The sequence below is a fragment of the Pseudomonas sp. AU11447 genome, assembly GCF_001672555.2.
Classification (GTDB): domain Bacteria; phylum Pseudomonadota; class Gammaproteobacteria; order Pseudomonadales; family Pseudomonadaceae; genus Pseudomonas; species Pseudomonas nitroreducens.
Window position 1 is genome coordinate 51620 of record NZ_LZDG02000042.1, and the last position, 23891, is coordinate 75510.

The window sequence follows — 23891 nt, forward strand, 5'->3', positions numbered from 1 at the left end:
TCTCTGGGTACGCAGGAAGTCGAAAGCCCAACAAGAACAACCAGGAGATTTCCTCATGGCCAAAATCGGATTCATCGGCACCGGCATCATGGGCCTGCCCATGGCGCAGAACCTGCAGAAAGCCGGTCACCAGATCTTCGTTTCCACCCACCACGATGCAGCGCCTGCCGCTCTGGTCGAAGCCGGCGCCATCGGCCTGGCCAACCCCAAGGAAGTCGCCCAGGAAGCCGAGTTCATCATCGTGATGGTCCCGGACACCCCGCAGGTCGAAGACGTGCTGTTCCGCAAGGACGGCATCGCCGAGGGTGTGGGCCCGAACAAGGTGGTGATCGACATGAGTTCGATCTCCCCCACCGCCACCAAGACCTTCGCCGAGAAGATCAAGGCCACTGGCGCGCAGTACCTGGACGCCCCGGTTTCCGGCGGTGAAGTCGGTGCCAAGGCCGCGTCCCTGAGCATCATGGTCGGCGGCTGCCCGAACACCTTCGAACGCGCCCTGCCGCTGTTCCAGGCCATGGGCAAGAACATCACCCGCGTCGGCGGCAATGGCGATGGCCAGACCGCCAAGGTGGCCAACCAGATCATCGTCGCCCTGAACATCCAGGCCGTCGCCGAAGCCCTGCTGTTCGCCGCCAAGAATGGCGCGGACCCGGCCAAGGTGCGTGAAGCGCTGATGGGCGGCTTCGCCTCCTCGCGCATCCTCGAAGTGCACGGCGACCGCATGGTCAAGGGCACCTTCGATCCGGGCTTCCGCATCAGCCTGCACCAGAAGGACCTCAACCTGGCCCTGGCCGGCGCGCGCGAACTGGGCCTGAACCTGCCCAACACCGCCAACGCCCAGCAAGTGTTCAGCACCTGCGCGGCCATCGGCGGCAGCAACTGGGACCACTCCGGCCTGATCAAGGGCCTGGAGCACATGGCCAACTTCTCCATCCGCAAGGATTGAGAGGCGGCGGATAAAGCGTTCCGCTTTATGCGCCCTACGAGGAACTCCAACGTAGGGCGCATAACGCCAACGGCGTTATCCGCCAGCAAGAGCAAGGTGACGGGCGAGGTTATGGGAGTGGCGTCGCCCGCCATGCTGCAAAGCGACTCGAACACCCGGCCGGTGGGAATCACGGCCTTGCCGGCCGGGGCGTTCGAATCCATCGCTGAGTCTCCTTTGCCAAGGAGATTGAGCCATGGATACACCACAACAAGAATCACGGGAGCCTGTCATGAGCCTGGACCCACGCGCCTTCCTGCGCGAGCTGTTCGACACCGCTATTGCCGCCGCGCATCCGGCCCAGGTACTGGCGCAGCACCTGCCCACCGATAAAGGTGGCCGCACCATCGTCATCGGCGCCGGCAAGGCCGCCGGGGCCATGGCCGAAGTCGCCGAGCAACACTGGAACGGTCAGGTCGAAGGCCTGGTCGTCGCGCCCTACGGCTACGGCGCGCAGTGCCGCAGCATCGAAGTGGTGGAGGCCTCGCACCCGGTACCGGACGACGCTGGCGAGCGCGTTGCGCGTCGAGTGCTGGAGCTGATCAGTGGCCTGACCGAAAGCGACCGGGTGATCTTCCTGCTCTCCGGCGGCGGCTCTGCCCTGCTCGCCCTGCCGGCCGAAGGCATCAGCCTCGACGACAAGCGCAGCGTGAACAAGGCGCTGCTGAAATCCGGCGCCGCGATCAACGAAATGAACTGCGTGCGCAAGCACCTCTCGGCCATCAAGGGCGGCCGCCTGGCCCGCGCCTGCTGGCCGGCCAGCGTATACACCTACGCGATTTCCGACGTGCCCGGCGACGAGGCCACGGTGATCGCCTCCGGCCCCACGGTGGGCGACCCGACTACCTCGGCCGACGCGCTGGCGATCCTCAAGCGCTACGCCATCGAAGTCCCGGCAAACGTGCGCGCCTGGCTGGAAGACCCGCGTTCGGAAACGGTAAAGCCCGGTGACGAGTGCCTGTCGCGCAGCCACTTCAAGCTGATCGCCACGCCCCAGCATGCCATCGACGCCGTGGCGGCCAAGGCCGAAGCCGCAGGCATCCCCACGCTGATCCTGGGCGACCTGGAAGGTGAGTCCCGCGAAGTGGCCAAGGTCCACGCCGGCATCGCCCGGCAGGTTCGCAAGTACGGCCAGCCGCTGAAGGCGCCGTGCCTGATCCTCTCCGGTGGCGAGACCACCGTGACCGTGCGCGGCAATGGCCGCGGCGGGCGCAACGCCGAGTTTCTCCTCAGCCTCACCGCCGACCTGAAGGGTGAACCGAACATCTGGGCCCTGGCGGGGGACACCGACGGCATCGACGGCATGGAAAGCAACGCCGGTGCCCTGATGAGTCCGTGCAGCTACAGCCGCGCCCTCAAGGCAGGCCTGAATCCGCTGCACGAGCTCGACAACAACAACGGCTACGGCTTCTTCGCCGAACTGGGCGACCTGGTGATCACCAGACCGACCCGCACCAACGTCAACGACTTCCGCGCCATCCTGGTCCTCGAGAACGACAAATGACTCCTGACAAGAAAGTAAAAATCCTCGCGACCCTGGGCCCGGCGATCAAAAGCCGCGACGACATCCGCGCATTGGTGGAAGCCGGCGCCAACCTGTTCCGCCTGAACTTCAGCCACGGCGAGTACAGCGACCACGCCCAGCGTTTCGCCTGGGTTCGTGAAGTGGAAAGTGAGCTGAACTACCCCATCGGCATCCTCATGGACCTGCAAGGGCCGAAGCTGCGCGTGGGCCGTTTCGCTGAGGGCGCGGTGCAGTTGGAGAAGGGCCAGACCTTCACCCTCGACCTCAACGACGCACCGGGCGATGCCCAGCGCGTCATGCTGCCCCACCCGGAAATCATCCAGGCGCTGGAACCGGGCATGAGCCTGCTGCTGGACGATGGCAAGATTCGCCTGCAGGTGCTCAACGCCCACAGCGATGCCATCGAGACCCGCGTGATGAACAGCGGCGAGCTGTCCGACCGCAAGGGCGTCAACGTCCCCGAGGCTGTGCTCAAGCTCAGCCCGCTGACCGCCAAGGACCGCCGAGATCTTACGTTCGGCCTGGAGCTGGGCGTGGACTGGGTGGCGCTGTCCTTCGTGCAGCGTCCCGAAGACATCGAGGAAGCCCGTGCGCTGATCGGCGACAAGGCCTTCCTCATGGCCAAGATCGAGAAGCCTTCGGCGGTGCAGTCCATCGAAGCCATCGCACGCCTGTCCGACGCGATCATGGTCGCCCGTGGCGACCTCGGCGTGGAGATGCCGGCCGAAAGCGTGCCGGGTATCCAGAAGCGCATCATCCAGGTCTGCCGCCAGCTCGGCCGCCCGGTGGTGGTGGCGACGCAGATGCTCGAATCCATGCGCTTCTCTCCGGCGCCGACCCGCGCCGAAGTGACCGACGTCGCCAACGCCGTGAGCGAAGGCGCCGACTGCGTGATGCTCAGTGCCGAGAGCGCCTCGGGCCAGTACCCGCGTGAAGCGGTGGAGATGATGGCGAAGATCATCCGCCAGGTCGAAGCCGAGCCGGACTACCAGGCGACGCTGGAGATCAACCGCCCGGAACCGGATGCCACCGTGTCCGACGCCATCAGCTGCGCGATCCGCCGGATCAGCCGCATCCTGCCGGTAGCGGTGCTGGTGAACTACACCGAGTCCGGTGCCTCGACCCTGCGCGCCTCCCGCGAGCGGCCCAAGGCACCGATTCTCAGCCTCACGCCGCAACTGAAATCCGCCCGCCGCCTGACCGTGGCCTGGGGCGTCCATTCGGTGGTCAACGCGCAACTCGCCCACGTCGACGAGATCTGCTCCACCGCCCTCGACATCGCCCTGGCCCAGCGCATGGCGCGCCGTGGCGACACCGTGGTGATCACCGCCGGCGTGCCCTTCGGCCAGCCGGGCAGCACCAATATGCTGCGGATCGAGACGGTGGCGCCGGCGCTGGAAGTTTGATGCAAGCCTGATAGCCCCTCTCCCCAACCCTCTCCCTGAAGGGAGAGGGGGCAGTTCGGCGCCGCCGGTGACTCCGGTGTTCCGCCTTCTGCCGCTCAAGCCCCCTCTCCCGCTTGCGGGAGAGGGCTGGGGAGAGGGCAACCGAGTTCAGGAGCCACGCCAACGCGCGTGCCTCCGCACCGAGTCACTCCCGGACGGACGGGGCCGGGAATACGGGGCCGCGTCCCCGTCCGTCCGGGTTTGACCTTGCTACTGAGTGCTTCAGCAGCAGAAACATGAGCACCGAATGCTTGTCGGTCCATGGCCCCCACGCAGCAACTCCCAATGCTGGCCATGGAACTTTGAGGCTGTTGGCGGCGATCCCGCCGGCAGCCTCTTTTCTTTTTCCAACCCCGTGGCGCAGCCCCGTATGGCGGCGTCACAGAATGCTCACGCACTGCTCGTCGATGGGGCCTCGATGCCCCACACCTAGCGAAGCGCTGCGGAGCCCCATTTAACCTGCCCTGTACCCACATGCACCTGAATCCCCTCTCCAGGAAACATCCGCTCCGCACCCGGCTGATCGGCTTTGGCCAGATCTACCTGCAGGCTGACGCACGCTTCGGCCTGATCCTGCTGCTGACCATCGCCTGGTCCGCACCGCAGCTGCTGCCCGGCGCCGTGCTGGGCGCCCTGCTCGGCCCGCTCACCGCGCGCTTCGTGCGCGAACCCCAGGCGGACATCGACGCCGGCCTGCACGACTACAACCCGATCCTCATCGGCCTGCTGCTGCCCTTCGTGTTCCAGTGGTCGCTGGGGCTGGTGATGCTGACCATCGCCGCCATCCTCACCTCGGTGGCGGTGCAGGCCGTCCTGTTGCGGCAGTCACGCCAGCGCTTCGGCCTGCCGGCCTATACCTCGGCCTTCGTGCTGCTGGGCTGGGTGTCGGTCGCCTTGGGCAAGGCCCTTGGCTTCGCGCCGGCGGCCGCGACCGCCTGCCTGTCCTGCGGCACGGTGAACGCGTTGCTGGACTCGACGACGCTGGGCTTCGGCGAGGTGATCTTCCTCGGTGAACCGCTCGCCGGCCTGACCATCGCCCTCGGCCTGCTGCTGGCGGATCGTCGTGCCGCGTTCTGGGCGCTGCTCGGCGCCGCGGGCGCCTTGGCCATCGCGCCGCTGTTCGGCCTACCGGCCGCCTCCGCTCAAGCCGGACTGCTTGGGCTGAACGGCGCGCTGGCCGGGATCGCCCTGTCGCTGCGCTTTCGCAGCCCCCTGGCGCCACTGTGCGGCATCCTCCTGGCGGTGCTGCTGCAACCCTGCTTCGCGCTGGTCGGCCTGCCCGCCTTCACCGCGCCCTTCATCCTCGCCTGCTGGCTGGTGATCCTCGGCCAGCGCCTGCTGGATGTGCTGCTGAGCCAGGGAACGGAACGCACTGGGCCGCGTGTATAGTCGGAGCTCTCCACTGGCGACGGACCGCGACCATGCACTTCGTGAAATACCAGGCTCTGGGCAATGACTATCTGGTGTACGCCGGCAAGGCACCCTTTGCCCTGACGCCAGCGCAGATCGGCCGAGTCTGCGACCGCCACCATGGCATCGGCTCTGACGGCATCCTGCTGGCGAATCACAGCGACAGCGCCTTCGGTCTGCGCATCCTCAACCCGGACGGCTCGGAAGCAGAAAAGAGCGGCAATGGCCTGCGCATCTTCTCCCGCTATTTATGGGATTGCGGATTGGTCGCAGACCAGCCGTTCAACATCGTCACCACCGGCGGTACGGTCACCAGCCAGGTATTCGACGAGGGTCGCACCATCGAGGTATCCATGGGCCGCGCCGAGTTCGCCTGTGCAAGGATTCCGGTGCTGATCGATGCCCCCGAGGCGCTGGGCTATCCGCTGGTAATAGACGGCGTCGCTCTGAAGATCAACGCCGTCTCCATGGGCAATCCCCACTGCGTGGTCTTCGTCGAACAGACCAGCCCCGAACTGGCCCGCCGTCTCGGCCCATTGCTGGAGAACCACCCGCTGTTCCCCCGCCGTACCAACGTCCAGTTCGTCCAGTGGCTCGCCCGCGATGCGCTGCGCGTGGAAATCTGGGAGCGCGGTGCCGGCTACACGCTGTCCTCCGGCACCAGCAGTTGTGCGGCGGCTTCGGTGGCACGCCGGCTCGGCCTGTGCGACGAACGGATCGAGCTGCACCTGGCTGGCGGGCTGCTGCACATCCGCATCGACGATGACTTCCAGGTGACCATGCGCGGCGCCGTGCAGCGGGTCGCCGGTATCAACCTGGACCCGGAAGCCTTCGCCGACTTCGGCTGAACTGCCGCTTTTCCCGTCGTGACCGGCATGGATCAATGCCGGCCCGCGAGCCCTCGCCCACACTGCGGCATAACGTCCGCCGAACCGCTCAATCGACGGGTAACCGCGCATTTCCCGGATGCAGGCGGCATAATCCGCCCCCTTCCGCATCCGGCCACGGGTGCGTTCCCCTCATTCACGCAGCGAAAGAAGTCATGACTCTTCCAGCTCCCACTCTCCTGCAGCGACTCAAGGGCACCAGCCTGGTCATGCGGATTTTCATCGGCATGCTGCTGGGCATCGCGCTGGCCTTGGTCTGGCCAGAAGCGGCACGGGCGGTCAGCCTGCTCGGCAACCTGTTCATCTCGGCACTCAAGGCCGTTGCCCCGGTACTGGTCCTGGTGCTGGTGATGTCCTCCATCGCCAACCACAAGCAAGGCCAGCGCACCCACATCCGTCCCATCCTGCTGCTGTACCTCCTGGGCACCTTCTCGGCGGCCCTGGTCGCAGTGGCGGCCAGCTTCGCGTTTCCCTCCACCCTGGTCCTCAAGGCCGTCGCCAGTGCCGACGCAGCCCCGCCCGGCGGTATCGGCGAGGTACTCAACACCCTGCTGTTCAGCATTGCCACCAACCCGGTAAAAGCACTGCTGGAGGCCAACTTCATCGGCATCCTCGGCTGGGCCGTCGGCCTGGGCGTTGCCCTGCGCTACGCCCGTCCGGCAACCCGTGAAATGGTCGAGGACCTGGCCAATGGCGTGACCCTGATCGTGCGCGTAGTCATCGCCTTTGCTCCGCTGGGCATCTTCGGCCTGGTCGCCAGCACGCTGGCGGAGTCGGGCTTCGATGCGCTGCTGGGCTACCTGCGCCTGCTGGCCGTGCTGCTGGGTTGCATGCTGTTCGTCGCCCTGGTGGTCAACCCGCTGATCGTCTTCGCCAAGATCCGCCGCAACCCCTACCCGCTCGTCCTGATGTGCCTGCGCGAGAGCGGCATTACCGCCTTCTTCACCCGCAGCTCGGCAGCCAACATCCCGGTCAACCTGCAACTCTGCCAACGCCTGGGCCTGCACGAGGACACCTACTCGGTATCGATCCCGCTGGGCGCCACCATCAACATGGCCGGCGCCGCCATCACCATCAGCGTGTTGAGCCTTGCGGCCGCCAACACCCTCGGCATCGCCATCGACCTGCCCAGCGCCCTGCTGCTCTGCGTCGTCGCTTCCCTGTGCGCCTGCGGCGCCTCCGGCGTGGCCGGCGGCTCGCTGCTGCTGATCCCGCTGGCCTGCGGCCTGTTCGGCATCTCCAGCGAAGTCGCCATGCAGGTGGTGGCGGTCGGCTTCGTCATCAGCATCCTCCAGGATTCGGCCGAGACCGCGCTGAACTCCTCCACCGACGTGCTGTTCACCGCGGCGGCCTGCCTGGCCGAAGGCGATGTGGACGAGCAGCAGGCGACCGAGCGCGCCTGATCCTCCCGGGCGGGGCGGCACCAGCCGTCCCGCCGCATCTCGGCTAAGGTGACTGAACCCGTTCTGCGGATTCATCCATGGCCGACACCCAAAGCTTTCGCCAGCGCCTCTACATCATCATCTTCGAGTCCGACACAGCAGCCGGGCGGCGCTTCGACAGCGCGCTGCTGATCGTCATCCTGGCCAGCCTGCTGGTGGTGATCCTCGACAGCGTCGACGAGATCAACCATGCCTACGGCGGCCTGCTCAGCGACATCGAATGGGTGATCAACGGGCTGTTCCTGATCGAATACCTGGCGCGCCTGTACTGCTCGCCCAAGCCCCTGCGCTATGCCCTGAGCTTCTACGGGCTGGTCGACCTGCTGGCAGTGCTGCCAGGAGCGATCGCCATCTTCTACCCCGACGCCCAGTACCTGCTGGTAATCCGCATCGTGCGGGTCCTGCGCATCTTTCGCATCCTCAAACTGCGCCAGTACCTGCGCCAGGCGGACTTCCTGCTCACCGCGCTGCGCGGCAGCCGGCAGAAAATCACCGTGTTCTTCCTCTCGGTAATGAGCCTGGTGACGGTGTTCGGCTCACTGATGTACGTGGTCGAAGGTCCCGAGCACGGCTTCACCAGCATTCCGCGAGGGATCTACTGGGCCATCGTCACCCTGACCACCGTGGGCTTCGGCGATATCACTCCGAAGACGCCGCTGGGCCAAGCCATCGCCAGCCTGGTAATGCTCACCGGCTACTCGATCATCGCCGTGCCCACCGGCATCTTCAGCGCCGAGCTGCACAACGCCATGCGTCAGGAACGCCCGCCAGGGCAACTGGACAAGCCCTGCCCGGCCTGCGCCAAGGCCCACCACGAGGCCGAGGCAGCGTTCTGCTCGCGCTGCGGCAACGCGCTGTTCCCACGGGCAGATGGCACCGCCAGGGGCTGACCCTGGCAACCGTTCGTCGCCCATCGCGGCATGAATTCACCCAGGCTCAACCCGTTGCCTGCGCCCCCTTCGTCACAAGCGCCATGGACGGACGCCATGGTGGCGTTCCGCAGTGTCGGTCGCCTTCCAGGCCCCGAGGTGAGCACATGCCCCTTCGACTCCACCCACTGATCCTCGCCATGGCCGGTGCACTGGCCAGCACCTCGCTGCTGGCCGCGCCGCAGGTGGCCGACAGCCGCATCAGCGCGGTGACCGTCTACACCGATCGCGCCATCGTCACCCGCACCGCCACCCTGCAACTGCCCGCCGGCCAGCACGAGATCGCCCTGGAGCAGTTGCCCCTGCGCATCGACGACAACAGCCTGCAGGCCTCGCTCAGCGCCAGCGCCGCCGCGACCCTGCTCGACGTCAGCAGCGCGCCACAGGTATCGCCGCCTTCGCAGGACAATCGCCTGCAACAGCTGGACGCGCAGTTGCGCGACATCGAGCGGCAGGAGCGTGAAATCAGCGACCGCGGCAGCGTGCTGGAAAACCAGAAGCAGTTCCTCGCCGACATCCAGGCCAGCAGCACCAAGCCGGGCAAGAACCAGGCACTGCCGAGCATCGACGAACTGAAGAACCTGCTGCAGATGAGCGAAGGCAACCTGGGCCGCATCCTCGACGAGCAGCGCAAGCTCGACCAGCAGGGCGAGGAACTGCAGCAACGCAAGCAGGAACTGGAGAACCAGCGCAGCCACCTGGCAGGCGACGGCACCCACTACAAGCGGGCCATCCTGCGCGTGGCGCTGGAGAAGCCGGCACAAGTCCAGTTGCAGCTCAGCTACACGCTCTACGATGCCTCCTGGCGCCCGGCCTACGACGCCCGCCTGCGCGACGGCGAAGACAAGATCGAGATGACCTACCAGGGCATAGTCCGGCAGAGCAGCGGCGAGGACTGGACGGACGTCGACCTCACCCTGTCCACCGCTCGCCCCAACCTGGGCAGCAGCGTGCCGGCGCTGTCGCCATGGTTCGTCGACACCTTCGATCCACGCACGGTAATGGCCGCGCGCCCCGCTCCAGCACCGGCCGCGCCCATGATGGCGATGGAAGCGAAGAAAGCCCAGCGCTTCGCCGCCGACGAGATGGCCGTGGCCGGCTCGCTGGAAGAGATGCCCGTCGCGGTCGCCGAAGTCAGCGGTGCCACCACCAGCGCTTCCTTCCATATCCCGACCCGCGCCACGCTCAACAGCGATGGCAGCTCGCAGAAGGTTTCCATCGCCCAGTTCAAACTGCCGGCAACCTTCCGCTACCTGGCCACACCGTCGCTGCGCGAAGCCGCGTACCTGCAGGCCGATACCCGCAATGCCAGCGACTACCCGCTGTTGCCCGGGACCCTCAACACCTACCTGGGCAATACCTTCGTCGCCAGCGGCCAGTTGCGCGCGGTGATGCCGGGCGAGACCTTCGAGCTGGCCCTGGGCGGCGACGAGGCGATGTCGATCAAGCGCAAGCTGGTCAACCGCTACACCGACTACACCGGCCTCACCGGCGGCCGCAAGCGCGTCACCTACGAGTTCCGCATCGACGCGCAGAACAACCACAAGACCGAGCAGCGCCTGCAGTTCAAGGACCAGCTGCCGGTCTCGCGCAACGAGCAGATCAAGGTCGCCCTGCTGGAGCCCGAAGGCCAGGAGGCCAGGCGCGAAGACGATGGCAAGCTGCTGTGGGACTGGCAGCTGAAACCGGGCGAGAAACGCAGTACCACCCTCAAGTTCAGCGTCGAGTATCCCAAGGAGCTGGAAGTCAGCGGGCTGGAATGACGACTGCCGGAGCAGCCCTTGCCCGGTCGGCCTGCTAGGCTGCCGGGCAACTTTCCTCTGCGTGGCATGCGCAACAGCGCGGCGCGGGAAACGGCTCGCCGCATAAGCAAATAGCCTTTAAGTATTTAATTGCCATATAACCTGTCGGCATAATCGACGCCCAACAACACTGCCAAAAGGAACTGCTCGTGAAACGTCTGTTCAGCGCCTCGCTGCTGGCCGCCGGCCTTGCCCTGGCCTCCGCCGCCCAGGCCGCCCAGCCCCTGCTCAACGTCTCCTACGACGTGATGCGTGACTTCTACAAGGACTACAACGCCGCCTTCCAGAAACACTGGCAGGCCGAAAAAGGCGAGAAGATCACCATCCAGATGTCCCACGGCGGTTCCAGCAAACAGGCCCGCGCCGTGATCGACGGCCTGCCGGCCGACGTCATCACCATGAACCAGGCCACCGACATCGACGCCCTGGCCGACAATGGCGGCCTGGTGCCGAAGGACTGGGCGACCCGCCTGCCGAACAACAGCGCGCCTTTCACCTCCGCCACTGTGTTCATCGTGCGCAAGGGCAACCCGAAGGGCCTGAAGGACTGGGACGACCTGGTGAAGCCGGGTATCCAGGTCGTGGTGCCGAACCCGAAGACCTCGGGCAACGGCCGCTACACCTACCTCTCCGCCTGGGGCTACGCGCAGAAGCACGGCGCCGATGAAGCCAAGGCCAAGGAATTCGTCGCCCAGCTGTTCAAGAACGTCCCGGTGCTGGACACCGGCGGCCGCGCTGCGACCACCACCTTCATGCAGAACCAGATCGGCGACGTACTGGTGACCTTCGAAAACGAAGCCGAGATGATCGCCCGCGAGTTCGGCCGTGGCGGCTTCGAAGTGGTCTACCCGAGCGTCTCCGCCGAAGCCGAGCCGCCGGTGGTGGTGGTCGACAAGGTGGTCGACAAGAAAGGCACCCGTGCCGAAGCCGAGGCCTACCTGAAGTACCTGTGGTCCGACGAAGGCCAGACCATCGCGGCGAACAACTACCTGCGCCCGCGCAACCCGGAAGTGCTGGCCAAGTTCTCCGACCGCTTCCCGAAGGTGGATTTCTTCTCCGTGGTGAAGACCTTCGGCGACTGGCGCACCGTGCAGAAGACCCACTTCGCCGACGGCGGCGTGTTCGACCAGATCTATACCCCGAACTGATTCGCCGGTACGAGAAAGACAAAAGCCGGAGCTGCCCAGCAGCTCCGGCTTTTTTCATGGCACGGCATCAACTTGTAGGAGCGAGCTTGCTCGCGAAGCCGCCCAACACCAGAGCGGCCGGAAAGCTCGTTCGCGAGCAAGAACCAGGCGTCCCCCTCGCTCCTGCAGGGAGCGCCCAGCCACCGAGCACCGCTGGTTAGCGCTCCCCCTTCCAACCGACCTCGCGCAATGCCGCCAGCAGACGCTCCCCGCTCAAGGCCGGCACCAGTACGCCGTCATCGGTGCGCATGTCCTTGCCGGCCAGCAGCACATTGACGATGGCCTCCTCCACCGCCTCCGCCGCGGCGGCGAACAGTGGCGAGATATGGTCGTTGTTGACCATCTCCAGCGCCGTGGCGAACGGCAGGTTCTTGCGCCCGTAGTCCGCCGGCGGCAGGTCGCGGTTGCCGGTGGCGAAGGCAAGGAAGATGTCGCCGCTGGAATCGTCGGTCCCGCCACCAGTCCGGGCGATCCCCAGCGAGGCGCGTTGCGCCAGGCGCTGGCACTGGTGCGGCAGCAACGGCGAATCGGTGGCCAGGATCACCACGATGGAGCCCATGCCCGGCGTGCCCTGTTCGGCAAAAGGCGACGGCAGGTCGCCCAGGTGGCGGCCGACCGGGTAGCCGTCCACCCGCAGCTCACGGCGCTGGCCATGGTTGGCCTGCACCAGTGCGCCCACGGTCCAGCCACCCTGCTCTGCCGGCAGCTTGCGCGAGGCCGTGCCGATACCACCCTTGAACTCGTGGCAGATCATCCCCGTGCCGCCACCCACCGGACCTTCCCGCACCGGGCCGGACTCGGCCGCGGCCAACGCCTCGCACACCTGCTCGGCGCCCACATGCTGGCCCCAGATGTCGTTGAGCAGCCCATCGTAGGTTTCCATCACCACCGGCATGCACCAGTAGATGGACGGGTCGGCCAACTCGGCATGCTCGGCGGCGATCAGCGCATCGCGCACCACGCCCACGCTGTGGGTATTGGTGATGGCGATGGGCGTGGTCAGCAGGCCCGCCTCGCGAATCCACTCCAGCCCCGTGGCGTCGCCATTGCCGTTGAGCACATGGCAGCCGGCAAAACAGGGTTGCTGGCGTGCCGCCCCCTCGCGCGGCTGGACCACCGTGACCCCGGTGCGTACGGCGCGACCATCGCGCTCGCCGATCAGGGTGCTGTGGCCGACGCGGATGCCGGGAACGTCGGTGATGGCGTTGAACTCGCCGGGCGTGCCCAGGCCGAGGGTGATGCCGAGTTGACGAGCGCGCATGCTGTCTCCTTGGTTGTCGAGCAGGGTTTCAGAGCTTCTGGAAAGCCGGGCTGAGCTTGCCGTAGGTGCTGTAGAGAATCACCGACACGGCCAGTATCCCGACAATGATCATGATGTCCCGCGAGGAAGCGTCCATCAGCAGGTTGAGCAACAGGTAGCCGGCGCCGACCACGGCCAGCATCGCCGGCAACGGCCACAGCGGCATGCGGTACGGGTGCTCGCGGTCGCGGCGCAGCACGCGGCTGAACAGCGCGCAGAGCGCCACCACCAGGTAGACCATCACCAGCAGCAGCACGGTGAAGGAGGTCAGCTCCTCCAGGTTCGAGCTGAAGCTCAGCGCCGCCGAGGGCACGCCAAGGAACAGCGTGGCGATCCACGGCGACTCCCAGCGCGGATGGATGCGGGTGAAGGCGCGGTTCATCAGCGGCGTCCACAGCTCGTCACGGCCGCTGCTGAAGATCACCCGGCCGACCTGGATGACGATGGCGACGATGGCGTTGAACACCGAGAGGAAGATGCCGGCGCTGACCAGCCGCGACAGCGTTTCGTTGCCGTGGGCGGTGAGCAGGTAACCCACCGGGTCGGGACTGGCGATCATGTCCTGCAGCGAAGGCGCGCCCAGCAGCAGCGCGGTCAGCGGGACGATCTCGATCGCCACCACCAGCACCAGCGACCAGATCACCGCGCGGTGCACATTGCGCCCGCCGCACTTCATGTCTTCGGCCAGCAGCACCGCGCCGCCAAAGCCGTTGTAGGAGAACAGCGCGGTACCCACGGCGCCAATCACCAGCGCCCAGGGCGCGGCGGCCAGTATCCCGCCGTCGATGTGCTGCGGCTGCACCAGTACGCTCACCGGCTGGCTGACATGGCCGAAGCCGAGCACCACGATCACCAGCAGCGCCGCTACTTCGCAGAGCAGGAACACGCCGGTGATCCAGGCGTTCACGCGGATATTCAGGATGCCCAGCACGTAGCTGGCGGCGACTATCACCAGGGCCACGGTCTGGGTGTCGAAGTTCGTCCCCAGGGCGTTGTTGAGGTAGGTCGCCGCGCCCGTCGCCAGTACCGGCGGGATGAACAGCAGCGAGACGAGCACGGTAAGGAAGGTGGCGTAGCCGGCGAGCCCGCCGAACACGCGCTTGGCGTAGACATACTCGCCGCCGGCGGAACTGTGGGCCCGGCCCAGCTCGGCATAACACCAGGCGAACATCAGGGCCAGGAACCCGGCGAAGACGAACGCCAGGAAGGCCCCGCTGCCGGCCTGCTGGATGGCGAAGGGAGCGATGACGAAAACGGAGCTGGCGGGGGTGACCGCCGAGACGGTGATGGCGACTACGTCGAGCACGCCCAGGCTGGGCTTGAGCGCGCTCGCTGGCGCAGGGGAAGCGCTCATATCGTTGTTTCCTCGTGTTGTTATTGGTGGCTGAGGCAGGAACGAAGACCTTGATGCGCCCTCTGAGCGGGGCGCTGCGTGGGGTGCAGTCTGGGCATGGCGAGGGGGCCGGCCAATCACCATTTGGGGTTACGCCCCCTTGACGGCGACGGGTTAAAAGGAGGAAACCGTGGGCCGACTCTTCCGCCCCTCTCAGAGAATCCCCTCGGATGCACAACCTGTTCCGCGAAGTCGGCATGCACGCCAACCTCGGCCGCGCCATCGAGCAGATCGGCCAGCCGCGCTTCTGGAAGCAACTGGTCCTGCTGCTGCACCAGTGGTTGCCGTTCGATAACGCCCTGGCGATGTTCTACCCGGCCAGCGGCACTCCGGTGGCGCTGGAGGAATACGATGCCGAGCCCACCGCCGGCCCGGCCGCCATGGCCATCTACCTGGACGGCCTCTACCAGCTCGACCCGTTCTACCAGGCCTGCCGCGAGGGCGTGCCCAACGGGTTGTACCGGCTGGAGGAAATCGCCCCGGACCAGTTCCGCCAGAGCGAGTACTTCCTCAGCTACTTCCACGACAACGTGCTGGAGGACGAGGTGCAGTTCATCCTGCAGCTGCCCGGCCAGGGCGCGCTGTCGCTGTCATTGGGTATGCGCCGGCTGTTCGATGGCGAGCAGACCGGCCTGCTGGCGATGCTCTGCCCCTGGGTGCTGGCCTTGATGCAGCAGCACTGGCAGCAACGCAGCCAGCGCCTGCTGCCGGGCGCCAGTGACGGCGTGGCAGTGCAGGTACGTGACGCCCTGAGCCACTTCGGCGCCGGCGTGCTGTCCGAGCGCGAGCTGGAGATCGCGCGGCTGATCCTCAGGGGTTACTCCTCCAAGGCCATGGCCGAGCGCCTGGCGATCTCCCCGGAGACCATCAAGGTCCACCGCCGCCACCTCTACAACAAGCTCGACATTTCCTCGCAGCCGGAGCTGTTCTCACTGTTCCTGCAGTCGCTGGGGCACGATCCGCAGAACCCCTGAGCGAACCTTGAACACCAGCCGCCATCCGCGCGGCTGATGCCGCACCATTCGCGCGCGCCGGGACACACCGCTGGCGCTGCACGGACACTACCGCGTGCCCGCCAGGCTTCTAGACTGGATCGGTGCCATCCAGACACGCCACGACAATCACAAGAGAGCACAGCCTGATGAACGCACGCGCCAACTTCACCCACATGGAAGACGGCACCGCCGAGGACTGGGCGATCATCGCCAAGGACTTCGGCCAGTACGCCGCGCTTCTGCCCGACCGGATCATGACCCACCTGCGCCTGCTCGACGGCGACTTCGGCGGCTTCCCGGTAGACCGCCTGACCCACTCGCTGCAGACCGCCACCCTGGCCCACCGCGACGGTCGCGACGAGGAGTACGTGGTCTGCGCCCTGCTCCACGACATCGGCGACACCCTCGGCTCGTTCAACCACGCCGACATCGCCGCGGCCATCCTCAAGCCCTTCGTCAGCGAAGAAAACCTGTGGATGATCGAGAAGCACGCGATCTTCCAGGGCTATTACTTCTTCCATCACCTGGGCCTGGACCGGCACCTGCGCGAGCAGTTCAAGGACCACCCGCAGTTCGAGCGGACCATCGAATTCTGCGCGCGGTACGACGCCGCCGCCTTCGATCCGGACGCTGAGGTACTGCCCCTGGAGTACTTCGAACCCATGCTGCGCCGGGTCTTCGCCCAGCCGCGCCGCTCGATCTACCAGAAGCCCGACGGCAGCATGGCCTGAGGGTCCCGAAGCGACCGGCGGTCCGCGACGAGCAGTCGCTAGCCGCCGCTGGCTCCGGGGTAGCGCATGGAATAAGATTCCCAAAATTCAGACGCGTAATTGGCCACAAGCCCACACGCATTAGGGAAGTTTCCTGCGCATGAAGCCTAACGTTCTCGAGCGATCCAGTAGTCCGCTCCCCCCCACCCCTCTGCGCGAATACCATTCCCGCGTGCTGGCCTATATCGCCATCGCCGCGACCATCACCGCCGGCACCTTCGCCAAGTACTTCGGCTACGAGATCCTCTGGATGATCCCGTACGCCCTGCTCTACCCGCACCTGGCCCAGCAGGTCAGCCGCCGCTTCAAGCGCGACAACCCACAGCGTACCCGCCTGGTGCTGCTGTTCATCGACGCCCTGCACGCCGGTATCGCCACCACGCTGCTGGGTTTCTCCGAGGTACCCAGCCTGATGCTGGTGCTGATCCTTTCCTTCTCGGCGCTGATCATCGGCGGCCTGCGCTCGCTGGGGCTGGCGCTGCTGGTGGGGCTGAGTGCCTCGGTGCTGTCTGCCGCGCTGATCACTCCGGGCTACAAGGGCGCGACCCCCGCCATCGTTTCGCTGGTCAGCGTGCTGTTCTCGACCCTGTACATCTGCATCACCGCCTTCTTCGTGCACCAGCAGGGCCTGCGCCTGGCCCAGGCCCGCTCGGACATCACCCTGGAGCAGGAAAAGGCCGCGCGCCTGGCCAGCAACCTGGCCAAATACCTGTCGCCGCAGGTCTGGGAATCGATCTTCAGCGGCAAGCGCACGGTGCGCCTGGAAACCCAGCGCAAGAAGCTCACGGTGTTCTTCTCCGACATCAAGGGCTTCACCGAGCTGTCCGAGGAACTGGAAGCCGAAGCCCTCACCGACATGCTCAACAACTACCTCAACGAGATGTCGAAGATTGCCCTGAAGTACGGCGGCACCATCGACAAGTTCGTCGGCGACTGCGTGATGGTGTTCTTCGGCGACCCGGCCACCCAGGGTGCGAAGAAAGACGCCGTGGCCGCCGTGTCCATGGCGGTGGCCATGCGCAAGCACATGAAGGTCATGCGCCAGCAGTGGCGCGCCCAGGGCATCACCAAGCCGCTGGAAGTGCGCATGGGCCTGAACACTGGCTACTGCACCGTAGGCAACTTCGGCGCCGACACGCGCATGGACTACACCATCATCGGCCGCGAAGTGAACCTCGCCAGCCGCCTGGAAAGCGCGGCCGAAGCCGGCGAGATCCTCATCAGCCACGAGACCTACTCGCTGGTGAAGGACGTGCTGATGTGCCGCGACAAGGGGCAGATCGCCGTGAAGGGCTTCAGCAAGCCGGTGCAGATCTACCAGGTTGTCGACTTCCGCCGCGACCTGGGCTCCAACCCCAGCTTCGTCGAGCATGAGGTGCCAGGCTTCTCCATGTACCTGGACACCAACAACGTGCAGAACTACGACAAGGAACGGGTCATCCAGGCGCTGCAGCAGGCGGCGGAGAAGCTCAAGGACAAGATCATTCTCTGATTCCTTTCCGCTTCTTCAACGCATGCTTCTGCGTGCGCCTTTCTCGTTGATGCACACCCTCCCCGCTGGCGGCCGGCCAATCGCGGGCGGAGTCCGTTCCCATGCGCGCCGGGCGCTCCCTGGAATGTTGCAAGGCTGACGACGCCCCGTCCTGGCTGCACACGCCCGCAGCCACTGTAGGAGCGCCCCCACCAACCACCCGCCCATAAAAAAGCCCGCTCAATCGAGCGGGCTGGAAAGGCTCCGGTGCTTCACGTTCACCGGGCCGAATTGCTCTTTGAAAAGCGCGTCAGGACGGCTGCAGCTCCGCGGAGTTGCCCGGGCCAGCAGCCAGCTCGGCAGACAGGGTCTTCTCATCCAGCTGCTTGCACCACTTGGCAACCACGATGGTGGCCACGCCATTGCCGACCAGGTTGGTCAGCGCGCGGGCTTCGGACATGAAGCGGTCGATACCCAGGATCAGCGCCAGGCCCGCGACCGGCAGGTGGCCGACGGCGGACAGAGTGGCAGCCAGCACGATGAAGCCCGAACCGGTGACACCGGCGGCGCCCTTGGAGGCGATCAGCAGCACGACCAGCAGGGTCAGCTGGTGGGTGATGTCCATCGGGGTATCGGTGGCCTGGGCGATGAACACGGCGGCCATGGTCAGGTAGATCGAGGTGCCGTCGAGGTTGAACGAGTAGCCGGTCGGGATCACCAGGCCGACGACGCTCTTGTCGGCGCCCAGTTTCTCCATCTTGGCGATCATGCGCGGCAGGGCCGATTCGGAGGACGAGGTGCCCAGTACGATCAGCAGTTCTTCGCGGATGTAGGAGATGAAGCGCAGGATGCTGAAACCGTGGGCGCGGGCGATGCCGCCCAGCACGATCAGCACGAACAGCAGGCAGGTGATGTAGAAGCACAGCATCAGCTGGCCCAGTTGCACCAGCGAGCCGAGGCCGTAGGCACCGATGGTGAAGGCCATGGCACCGAAGGCACCGATGGGCGCGACCTTCATGATCACGTTGATGATGTTGAACATCACGTGGGTGATGCGATCGATGAACTCGAACACCGGCTTGCCGTAGTCACCCAGGCGGTGCAGCGCGTAGCCGAACAGCACGGAGAAGAACAGCACCTGGAGGATGTCACCGTTGGCGAAGGCGCCGACCACGGTGCTCGGGATGACGTTCATGAAGAAGTCGATGGTGCTCTGCTTCTCGCCCGAAGCGATGAAGCCGGTCAGCGCCGCGTTCTTGTTCATTTCGGCGGTCAGCGTGGCGACGTCGGCGTGCATGCCGGCGCCCGGCTGGACGACGTTGACCACGACCAGGCCGATGATCAGCGCGATGGTCGAAACGATTTCGAAGTACAGCAGCGCCATGCCACCCGTCTTCCCCACTGCCTTCATGCTCTGCATGCCGGCAATACCGGTAACCACGGTGCAGAAGATGATCGGCGCGATGGCCATCTTGATCAGTTTGACGAAGCCATCGCCCAGCGGCTTCATCAGTTTGGCGGTGTCGGGGTAGAAGTGGCCGAGTGCGATACCGATGGCGATGGCGATCAGTACCTGCACATACAGGCTTTTGTAGAAGGGTTGCTTGGTCATGGCAGCTCTGTCCTCTGGGCCTGCGCTCCAGGGGAGGCGCAAGACCGAACGCGTTATCTCCCTGCAATGGGAGAATTTGTTTTCAGGGCATGCCAGACGGCAGGCCTTGCTCGCCTATCGCAAGTGCTGTGCCAGACCTTTAAAAAATATGTAACCCCTTTAAATTCAACGACTTCCGTAAAACGTCAGGGCACGGAAGGCGCCGAATCTGGCGGAAACCCGCCTCCTCGCTGGCGGGTTTCCCGCCCTCTGGCGGGTATCCGCCACGGCCTTCGTACCGTAGATTGTAGAACTCCGATCAGGTTCGATCGGGTTTGCCGCACTGTTCTTTCGGACATGCGGACAGAACAACAAGGACCGCTCATGCGTGAACGCACCATTGCCAGCCATTTCGTCCGCGCCGCCGTCCAAGGCGCCCAGCGCAAGGGGCTCGACGTCCAGGCGCTGCTGCGCGACGCCGGCATCGTCCCGGCCATCCTCGAGGAACCTCGCGCACGGATCGATCCCGAGCAGTTCAGCCGCCTGATGCAGATCCTCTGGGAAGCGCTGGACGACGAATACATGGGCTTCGGCAGCCTGCCGAGCAAGCGCGGCACCTTCGCCATGATGTGCAACGCGATCATCCACTGCCGCACGCTGGAGAAGGCGCTGGGCCGCGGTTCGCTGTTCTACGGGTTGTTTCCCGAGGCGCCGCGGATCGAGCTGGTGCGCGACGGTGACCGCGCCCGGCTGACCCTGGACGAGACCCACCTGCGCGACCCGGACCACTTCCTCACCGAGAGCCTGCTGCTGATCTGGCACCGCCTGGCCAGTTGGCTGATCGGCCAGCGCATCCGCCTGGAGGAAGCCACCTTCAGCTACCCGCCGCCCGAGCACCAGGCCGAGTACGACCTGCTGTTCCCCTGCCCTCGCCGCTTCGCCGCCGGCAGCACCAGCCTGCTGTTGCAGGCACGCTACCTGGACATGCCGCTGCTGCAGGACGAGCGCACGCTCAAGCACTTCCTCAAGGATTCACCCGCCGACCTGCTGGCCCGCCCTGACGGCGGCGACAGCCTGACCAGCCAGATCCGCCGCCTGCTCGGCCGCGACTGCCGTCGCTGGCCGGACCTGGAGCAGGTCGCCGCACAACTGCACATGAGCCCGCAGACCCTGCGCCGCCATCTGCGGGAAGAAGGGCCGAACTTCCAGGAATTGAAGGACCAGCTGCGCCGCGACCTGGCGATCTACTACCTGGGCCGCGACGAGCACTCCATCCAGGACATCGCCGACCAGCTCGGCTTCTCCGAGCCATCGGCGTTCCACCGGGCATTCAAGAAATGGACGGGGCTGACGCCGGGGGCGTATCGGGCGCAACACTCCGAATGAACAGGTAATGCCATGAGCACGACGCCCGTCGCCACACCTCTTGCCGATGCCGAGGAAAAAGCCATCCAGCTCAGGCAAGCAAACTAGACCGCAGGGCGCATAACCCGGAACGGGTTATGCGCCAATTGCCTCGCGGCGGATAACGCTGGCGCGTTATCCGCCCTACGACCTAAAACGAGGCTCCGGTACGTGGGCGTTCGCGAGCAAGCTCGCTCCTACGAAGAGCGGGCCCTGCATAGCGGTCTTCGGCAGCACAGGTCGACCGGCTTTTCTGTAGGAGCGAGCTTGCTCGCGAACTTGATCCCCGCCGACTCTCGATCAACCCGGCAGGCGAATGCGGAAGCAAGCGCCGCCCAGCGCGGAATCCTCCAGCGCCAGCTCGCCGTCGTAGCTGTCGATGATGTCCTTGACCACTGCCGTGCCGATACCCTGGCCGGGGTGCTGGGTATCCAGGCGCTCGCCGCGCTTGAGGATGCGCTCACGCTGGCTGGCGGGAACACCGGGGCCGTCGTCCTCGATGATCAGTTCGAACATCCGGCCCTCCTTGCGCGCGCTGACCTTCACCGTGGTCAGGCACAGGCGATAGGCGTTCTCCAGCAGGTTGCCGAGCATCTCCAGCAGCGCGCCTTTTTCCAGTGGCAGGGAAAAGCCCGGCGGGATATCCCGCGCAAGTTTCACCCGCTTGTCGCGGTAGACCTTCTCCAGCGCGCCGCCGATGGTGTCCAGCAGCGGATCGAGGGCCGCGCGGTGGCGAATCAGGCCGCTCTTGCGCAGGGTCGCGCGCTGCAACTGGTAGCCGATCTGCTGGCTCATGCGCTCGATCTGGGTCTGCAGCACCTGCATCTGCTCGCGGTTCTGCGGCTGGTCGGCGAGGGTTTCGCTGACGCCCTGCAGCACCGCCAGCGGAGTCTTCAGGCTGTGGGCGAGGTCGCCCAGGGAATTGCGATAGCGCTCGCGCTGGGCGCGCTCGCTTTCCAGCAGGCGGTTGACCGAGTCAGTCAGGCGCAGCATCTCGGCTGGATGGTCATCGCTCAGGCGTTCGCGATCACCGGCCTCGATCTGGTCCAGCTCCGAGCGCAGCCCGCGCATGGAGCGAAAGCCCCAGCCCAGGCCGAGCCAGAGCAGGCCCAGCAGCAACAGAAGCGCGCCGCCGAGCCAAAGGTAGAGCTGGTCGCGGAAGCCACTGACCAGTTCGCGGAATTCGCTCTCCGGCTGCATGGTGACGATGCTGTACGCAGCACGCTTGCCGCCGAGCAGGTCAATCTCCACGTCGTAGACGAAGAACTCCTGGCCAGAGGCATCGCGGATGCGGGTGAACTCGTCGATCATGCCATCGTACTTGGGTGAGTAGTCGACGCTTTCGTCCTGGGCCGAGGTGGAGCGCCACACCAGCTTGCCGGACTGGTCATAGATGAAGCCCAGCAACTTGGATTCGGGAAGGTTGAAGTCCTCCACCGGCAGGTGGTCGGGCATGCTCAGGACTTCGCCTTCGATACGCGCCGAGGACACCAGGGTCGCCACGTCCGCCGCCAGGCGTTGCTGGATGGCATTCTCCAGGGCAATGCTGAATGCCCGCTGGAGTGCCGGCAGCAACGCGGCCATGAACAGCACGGCGAGAATCGCCGCACCGATCATCAGGCGCAGGCGCAGCGAGCGGATCATTTACACAGCTCGTTGAAGATGTAGCCCTGGCCGCGCACGGTATCGATCGGTTTGAAGCCCGCTGCGCTCTCCAGCTTGCGGCGCAGGCGCCCGACCAGTACCTCGATGACGTTCGGGTCGCGCTCGTCGTCGTCCGGGTAGAGCTGCTCGATCAGGCGCTCCTTGGCAACCACCTGCTGATGATGGCGCATGAGGTATTCGAGGATGCGGTACTCGAAGGCAGTCAGCTGCAGCGACTCACCGTTGACCAGCGCCTGCTTGCGGTTGATGTCCAGCAGCAGCGGGCCGGCCTCGATGCTCGACTGGGCGAAGCCGCTGGAGCGGCGCAGCAATGCGTTCAGGCGGGCCTCCAGTTCTTCGAACTGGAAGGGCTTGACCACGTAGTCGTCGGCGCCGGCGGCCAGGCCTTCGACCTTGTCCTGCCAGTTGCCGCGAGCGGTGAGGATGAGAATGGGGAAGGTCTTGCCCTGGCTGCGGAATTCGCGGATCAGGTCCAGGCCGCTCATGCCCGGCAACCCGAGGTCGATCATCGCCAGGTCGTGATGGTATTCGGCGGCGCGGTACAGCGCCTCTTCGGCATTGGCGACGGCATCGACCACGTGGCCTTGCTCGCCAAGCCGGGTGTACAGGTGATGGCGCAACAGCGCCTCGTCTTCCACCACCAGCAGTTTCATGCGCGTGCTCCCTGAGTCAGGCAACCGGGCCACGCGGGGCCCGGTTGCGGTACCGGTCAGAACTTGTAGTTGGCGCCCAGGTAGAACTGGGAGCTGCTGTGCAGGTCAAGGGATCCCACCTTGCTGCCACCGTGCGGGCTCATCTCGGTACTCGCGTTGGTACGCAGGTAACGGTAGCCGCCTTCTACGGATGCGTTCTTGCCGAGTTCCTGGAGGATACCGGCTTGGGCGCCGATGGCGTAACCCACATCGCTGTCGCGGCTGTAGCCCTTGGAGTCCTGCTCCAGCTTGACCAGGCCGGCGGTGCCGCCGCCGAACAGCTTGGTGCCCTGGTCGCCCAGCGGCAGGAAGGCGTCGTAGCTGCCGAGCAGGTTCTGCTGGCGCAGCTTCAGGCCGTTCTCGGTATCGGAGACGTTTTCGTAGGTGACGTAGTAGCGGCCCTGCTCCATCTGCTGGCCGGCGCGCACGCCCCAGGTGCCGCTGTTGTTGATCACGCTGTCGAACTTCGGGTTGCCGAGGTTGCGGTTCAGCGCATCGGATTTCTGGATGTTGTTGCTGGTTTCGCCCCAGGTCATGCCGACGAAGGTGTCGGCGGCGTTGGCGGCAGTAGCGGCGACACTGGCACCGAGGATGGCGCTGGCGAGGGCGATTTTCTTCAGAGTTTTCATGGGGATTCTCCCGTCAGAGGTCAGTAGTGTGTTGACGGGGAGAAGGTTACGAGGAGGGCTCTGAACGAAACCTGTCAGGGCGCTGAACCATCGCTGAACGAAAGCGCTGTATGAAAAAAGAATAACGCTCGTAGGCTTTTGCCCACACACAGCGCAGGGACTAGGCTCATTCCCAGTCGTTGGCGGGAGGCTGACCAAATGACTGAAGAGACCGGACCCGGCACGGATAAAGGCAAGGAAACCCGGCTGTTCCTGTTCCTCGTGATCTGCCTGTTCCCTCTGCTCTCCATCGCCATCGTCGGTGGCTATGGCTTTATCGTGTGGATGTACCAACTAGTGGTGGGGCCCCCCGGCCCGCCGTCCTAGGGG

Annotated in this window: 20 protein-coding genes; 14 read left to right on the forward strand and 6 right to left on the reverse strand. The window is 65.5% G+C overall.

Annotated features, from left to right (window positions below; genetic code table 11):
• The first annotated feature begins 55 nt into the window (after nucleotides 1-55).
• The 9 genes from A6723_RS13140 (at nucleotide 56) to A6723_RS13180 (ending at nucleotide 11573) form a co-directional block, all read left to right on the forward strand.
• Nucleotides 56-946, forward strand: a complete 891-nt coding sequence (locus A6723_RS13140) for a 2-hydroxy-3-oxopropionate reductase (RefSeq protein WP_024763150.1) — start codon at nucleotides 56-58, stop codon at nucleotides 944-946.
• Nucleotides 947-1217: 271 nt separating this feature from the next.
• Entirely contained in the window at nucleotides 1218-2489 is a 1272-nt protein-coding gene (locus A6723_RS13145; RefSeq protein ID WP_054911139.1) for a glycerate kinase, read from the forward strand.
• Complete coding sequence (pyk, locus tag A6723_RS13150; protein ID WP_054911140.1) at nucleotides 2486-3916, forward strand: pyruvate kinase; 1431 nt, start codon at nucleotides 2486-2488, stop codon at nucleotides 3914-3916. The genes A6723_RS13145 and pyk overlap by 4 nt, the downstream gene beginning before the upstream one ends.
• A 513-nt stretch (nucleotides 3917-4429) precedes the next feature.
• The gene (locus A6723_RS13155; protein ID WP_054911141.1) at nucleotides 4430-5344 is read left to right on the forward strand and encodes an urea transporter; all 915 of its coding nucleotides are present in this window, start codon (nucleotides 4430-4432) and stop codon (nucleotides 5342-5344) included.
• Nucleotides 5345-5376: 32 nt separating this feature from the next.
• The gene (gene dapF, locus A6723_RS13160; protein WP_064979702.1) at nucleotides 5377-6213 is read left to right on the forward strand and encodes a diaminopimelate epimerase; all 837 of its coding nucleotides are present in this window, start codon (nucleotides 5377-5379) and stop codon (nucleotides 6211-6213) included.
• A gap of 194 nt (nucleotides 6214-6407) precedes the next feature.
• Complete coding sequence (sstT, locus tag A6723_RS13165; protein ID WP_054910865.1) at nucleotides 6408-7655, forward strand: serine/threonine transporter SstT; 1248 nt, start codon at nucleotides 6408-6410, stop codon at nucleotides 7653-7655.
• Between the two features lie 77 nt (nucleotides 7656-7732).
• Complete coding sequence (locus A6723_RS13170; RefSeq protein ID WP_054910866.1) at nucleotides 7733-8584, forward strand: ion transporter; 852 nt, start codon at nucleotides 7733-7735, stop codon at nucleotides 8582-8584.
• Between the two features lie 146 nt (nucleotides 8585-8730).
• Nucleotides 8731-10386 carry a mucoidy inhibitor MuiA family protein gene (locus A6723_RS13175; RefSeq protein WP_256235731.1) on the forward strand — a complete coding sequence of 552 codons (1656 nt, stop codon included), beginning with the start codon at nucleotides 8731-8733 and terminating at the stop codon, nucleotides 10384-10386.
• Between the two features lie 188 nt (nucleotides 10387-10574).
• Entirely contained in the window at nucleotides 10575-11573 is a 999-nt protein-coding gene (locus tag A6723_RS13180) for a sulfate ABC transporter substrate-binding protein (protein WP_054910868.1), read from the forward strand.
• 196 nt (nucleotides 11574-11769) lie between these two features.
• Here the strand turns inward: A6723_RS13180 and A6723_RS13185 are convergent, their stop codons facing one another.
• Together A6723_RS13185 and A6723_RS13190 are read right to left on the reverse strand one after the other, a co-directional pair.
• The gene (locus A6723_RS13185; RefSeq protein WP_054910869.1) at nucleotides 11770-12873 is read right to left on the reverse strand and encodes a P1 family peptidase; all 1104 of its coding nucleotides are present in this window, start codon (nucleotides 12871-12873) and stop codon (nucleotides 11770-11772) included.
• A 28-nt stretch (nucleotides 12874-12901) separates the two neighbouring features.
• On the reverse strand, nucleotides 12902-14266 hold the full coding sequence (locus A6723_RS13190; RefSeq protein WP_054910870.1) for an APC family permease: 1365 nt from the start codon (nucleotides 14264-14266) through the stop codon (nucleotides 12902-12904).
• A 209-nt stretch (nucleotides 14267-14475) separates the two neighbouring features.
• Between A6723_RS13190 and A6723_RS13195 the strand changes: the two genes are divergently transcribed.
• From A6723_RS13195 to A6723_RS13205, 3 genes are all read left to right on the forward strand, one after another.
• A complete protein-coding gene (locus tag A6723_RS13195; protein ID WP_054910871.1) occupies nucleotides 14476-15279 on the forward strand; it encodes a helix-turn-helix transcriptional regulator in 804 nt (267 codons plus the stop codon).
• Between the two features lie 167 nt (nucleotides 15280-15446).
• Nucleotides 15447-16031, forward strand: coding sequence for an HD domain-containing protein (locus tag A6723_RS13200; RefSeq protein WP_054910872.1), 585 nt, complete (start codon nucleotides 15447-15449; stop codon nucleotides 16029-16031).
• 139 nt (nucleotides 16032-16170) lie between these two features.
• Entirely contained in the window at nucleotides 16171-17562 is a 1392-nt protein-coding gene (locus A6723_RS13205) for an adenylate/guanylate cyclase domain-containing protein (RefSeq protein WP_054910873.1), read from the forward strand.
• A gap of 289 nt (nucleotides 17563-17851) precedes the next feature.
• Here A6723_RS13205 and A6723_RS13210 read toward each other — a convergent pair whose 3' ends face one another.
• A complete protein-coding gene (locus tag A6723_RS13210; RefSeq protein WP_017516453.1) occupies nucleotides 17852-19153 on the reverse strand; it encodes a dicarboxylate/amino acid:cation symporter in 1302 nt (433 codons plus the stop codon).
• 363 nt (nucleotides 19154-19516) lie between these two features.
• Between A6723_RS13210 and A6723_RS13215 the strand changes: the two genes are divergently transcribed.
• Nucleotides 19517-20518 (forward strand): AraC family transcriptional regulator, encoded by a 1002-nt coding sequence (locus A6723_RS13215; protein WP_054910874.1) that lies wholly within the window; start codon nucleotides 19517-19519, stop codon nucleotides 20516-20518.
• A 318-nt stretch (nucleotides 20519-20836) separates the two neighbouring features.
• Here the strand turns inward: A6723_RS13215 and A6723_RS13220 are convergent, their stop codons facing one another.
• Genes A6723_RS13220 through A6723_RS13230 form a run of 3 tightly spaced genes read right to left on the reverse strand, consistent with a single transcriptional unit; the run spans nucleotide 20837 to nucleotide 23522 of the window.
• Nucleotides 20837-22180, reverse strand: coding sequence for an ATP-binding protein (locus A6723_RS13220; protein ID WP_054910875.1), 1344 nt, complete (start codon nucleotides 22178-22180; stop codon nucleotides 20837-20839).
• Nucleotides 22177-22854, reverse strand: a complete 678-nt coding sequence (locus A6723_RS13225) for a response regulator (RefSeq protein ID WP_054910876.1) — start codon at nucleotides 22852-22854, stop codon at nucleotides 22177-22179. The genes A6723_RS13220 and A6723_RS13225 overlap by 4 nt, the downstream gene beginning before the upstream one ends.
• A gap of 56 nt (nucleotides 22855-22910) precedes the next feature.
• A complete protein-coding gene (locus A6723_RS13230; RefSeq protein WP_054910877.1) occupies nucleotides 22911-23522 on the reverse strand; it encodes an outer membrane beta-barrel protein in 612 nt (203 codons plus the stop codon).
• 198 nt (nucleotides 23523-23720) lie between these two features.
• On the opposite strand from A6723_RS13230, the gene napE reads away from it, so the two are divergent.
• Nucleotides 23721-23888, forward strand: a complete 168-nt coding sequence (gene napE / locus A6723_RS13235; protein ID WP_054910878.1) for a periplasmic nitrate reductase, NapE protein — start codon at nucleotides 23721-23723, stop codon at nucleotides 23886-23888.
• The last annotated feature ends 3 nt before the right edge of the window (nucleotides 23889-23891 follow it).